Source organism: Cellulomonas sp. P4_B5_2 (assembly GCF_056402235.1).
The window spans coordinates 1-2,767 of the sequence record NZ_JBFUHU010000410.1 but is presented as its reverse complement, the minus strand read 5'-3'; the positions used below and the strand labels follow the sequence as shown (position 1 = coordinate 2,767).

Below are 2,767 nucleotides of genomic sequence, written 5' to 3'. Positions count from 1 at the left end.
GCTCAGGGGACCGGCCACTCCAGCACCGTGCTCGGTCCCGCGAAGGTCGGCGTCACGGGGTCGCCCGTGTCGTTGACCACGTGGTCGATGGTGCCCGCCGCGTTCAGCGAGACCGTCAGCACGTTGTGCAGCTTGACGCCCGGCGTGACGGGGACCTCGAACGCCCGGCTGAGGTGCAGGGTCGGGTTCACGTTGGTGTAGATGTACGCGCCCATGCCCCAGCCCTCGTGCACCTTGACCTTGTCGCCCACCTTGTAGGCGGCCCAGCCGTTGCTGCCGTCGTGCTGCCAGGACGCCTGGTCGGGCGCGTCGTACGGCAGCTCGTTCTGGAACATGATCGTCTTGCCGCGCTCGCCGTTCCAGATGACGTTGTACTTCTGGTAGTGCTCGGAGAACAGGCCCGTCGCGGTGACGTCGTTGCCGTTCACGAGCACTCCGGTCTCGGCGGTGTTGACGTCCCAGCCGACGCCGGTGCCGTGGTCCGCCCGCCACGCCCACGTGTGGTCGATGATCGTCTGGTTGGTGTTGACCACGAGGCTCTGCGTGGCCTTGCCGACGGCCTCGCCACCGATCCGGAAGAACACGTCCTGCACCGCGGTCGGGTTGCTCGCGCTGCTCAGCAGCGGCTTCTTCAGCCTGGCGTCGAGCGCCGAGAGCTTGGTGCCCAGCTGCAGCAGCGCCGGGGAGTTCTTCGTGCCGGCGTCGAACATGATCCCGGCGATGTCGATGCCGGGGACGTCGAGCGTCTGCATGGCCACCACGCCGTTGTCCGGGATGATCGTCGCCAGCCCGAGGCCGAGCACCACCTGGTTGGGCCAGATCACGTTGAGCGTGCGGTTCACGTGGTAGACGCCCGGCGTGAACAGCACGTTCTTGCCCAGCGCGAGGGCGGTGTTGATCTTCGACGCGCTGTCACCGGGCTTGGCGACGAAGAACTTGCTCAGCGGCAGCGACTTGCCGGGCGTGCTGCCCGCGGCCCAGGTGGCTCCGGCGGAGTCCCTCTGCGCCGACGGGACGAACACCTGGTACCGGCCGGCGTCGTCCACGTAGAGGTACGGCTTCTCCTTGGAGACCGGCGTGGTGTCGAGCGTCGTGTACTTGTTCGTCACGAAGTCGGTGGCGGGAGCGCCCTGGACGCCCGCGAACACCTGGTTCCAGACGCTGTTGCTCCAGCCGGCCACCGAGCCGTTGCGGACCAGGAACTGCTGCTGGCTGCCGCTGACCACGAACGGCAGGGTCGAGTCGGCGATGAAACCGCCGGACGCGTACTGCGGACCTGCAGTGCAGTAGTCCATGAGGCTGACGTTGGCGCCCGTGACGTTCACGCGGCGCATCGGGGCAGCCTGCGAGACGGCCCAGAAGTTGGCCGAGCTGCGGCAGCCGTCGGCGTCGCCGGCCGCGTACTGGATGGTGAGGTTGGACAGCGAGCGCCAGAAGTTCACCAGCGCGAGGCAGTTGGGGTCCGCGCCCTCGGGCACGGGGAGGCACTGGTTGTAGACCTCGATGGCGCCGTTGATGACCACGTCACCCGGGTCCTGGCCCAGACCGGCGACCTCGGTGAAGTAGCCCACCTCGAACCGGAGCGGCTGCTCGGGCGTCCCGTACGTGCCGGGCTTGAACAGCAGCGCGTACCGGCCCTGCCCGAAGTGCGCGGGCACCTGCTGGGTCGCGATGGCGTCGACCGTCGCCTGGATCTGCTCGATCGGCTGGCTGGGGTCGAAGACGATCGTGTTCGGGCCGAGGTCGACCGGAGCGGCCGCCTGGGCGGGCGCGGCGATCAGGGGGACCAGGGCGACGGCGAGCGCGGTGGCCAGCACCGTCGCGGTCCGTCGGCGTCGGGGACGCGAGGGGCTCTGCCTACGAAGGAGCATGAGGGACCTTTCTCCGCACAGGGGACGTCGCAAGACGGCTCCCCGCGCGCGAGGAGGCACCGCCGTTGGCGCCGGTGACCGGACATTCGGTGCCGGTCAGGACGAAAGGTACTCAGTTAGTGACTCGTGTCAACCCTGACAGGTCGGTAAGTGTTTGCCCGATCGAGTGATGTTCCCGCTGGTCAGTGCCGGACGTCGCTGGTCTGAGCCAGCCGCGCGATCCACGACGGCGTGGGCCGCCCGCGTCCGCGATCGGTGACCACGCGCAGCCGCGCGGCCGCGACCTCGGACCGCGAGACCCGCACCACCGGGCGGGCCGTGGACGGTCGCACCGGCGTCCTGTCGTCGTCGGCGGGGACGAAGTCCGCGTCGTCGCCGGCACCCCGCTCCTCGGCCGCGTCGAGCACGTCGAGCGACAGACCGGCCAGGAACGCGTCGTCGTCGGGACCGGCCAGCGGGGAGGACGCGAGCAGCGCCAGCGCGTCGAACCCGACCACACGCTTGCTCTCGTCCGTCTCGAAGGCCAGGCCGACGGCCCACTGCACACGTGCCCACCACTGCGACCGGGAGTCGGCGGCCGTGCGCTGCCGCACGGTGAGGATCCCGACGATCAGCGCACCGATYGCACCGAAGGCCGCCACCAGAGGACCCAACGTCGCGACGATCACGTACCAGGGCTCGTCCGACACCGCGCTCACCAGTCCTGCAGCCACCAGCCCGCTCATCCAGCCTCCTGCGTCGATGCCGGTCGCGAGCGTATCGGGCGCTTCGGACAGTGCCCAGGACCGTCCACCGGGTCGATAGTGAACCCGACAGGCTTCGACGCTCGAGGGAGAGACCGATGGCAGGCACGGGAACCCAGGACGACCCCTGGCAGCTCACCACCGCACCCGGCT

The 2,767-nt window shown here is 69.6% G+C and carries 2 protein-coding genes; both read right to left on the bottom strand.

The window, feature by feature from the left end:
* Nucleotides 1-2 precede the first annotated feature (2 nt).
* The gene (locus AC1DUQ_RS20290) at nt 3-1,871 is read right to left on the bottom strand and encodes an adenylyl cyclase (RefSeq protein ID WP_477059440.1); all 1,869 of its coding nucleotides are present in this window, start codon (nt 1,869-1,871) and stop codon (nt 3-5) included.
* A gap of 182 nt (nt 1,872-2,053) precedes the next feature.
* Nucleotides 2,054-2,596, bottom strand: a complete 543-nt coding sequence (locus tag AC1DUQ_RS20285; RefSeq protein WP_477059441.1) for a hypothetical protein — start codon at nt 2,594-2,596, stop codon at nt 2,054-2,056.
* Between the last annotated feature and the right edge of the window lie 171 nt (nt 2,597-2,767).

Bases quoted from the DNA above. Each gene is read 5' to 3' on its own strand.
- AC1DUQ_RS20290 (WP_477059440.1), bottom strand. From the start codon at position 1,871: ATGCTCCTTCGTAGGCAGAGCCCCTCGCGTCCCCGACGCCGACGGACC.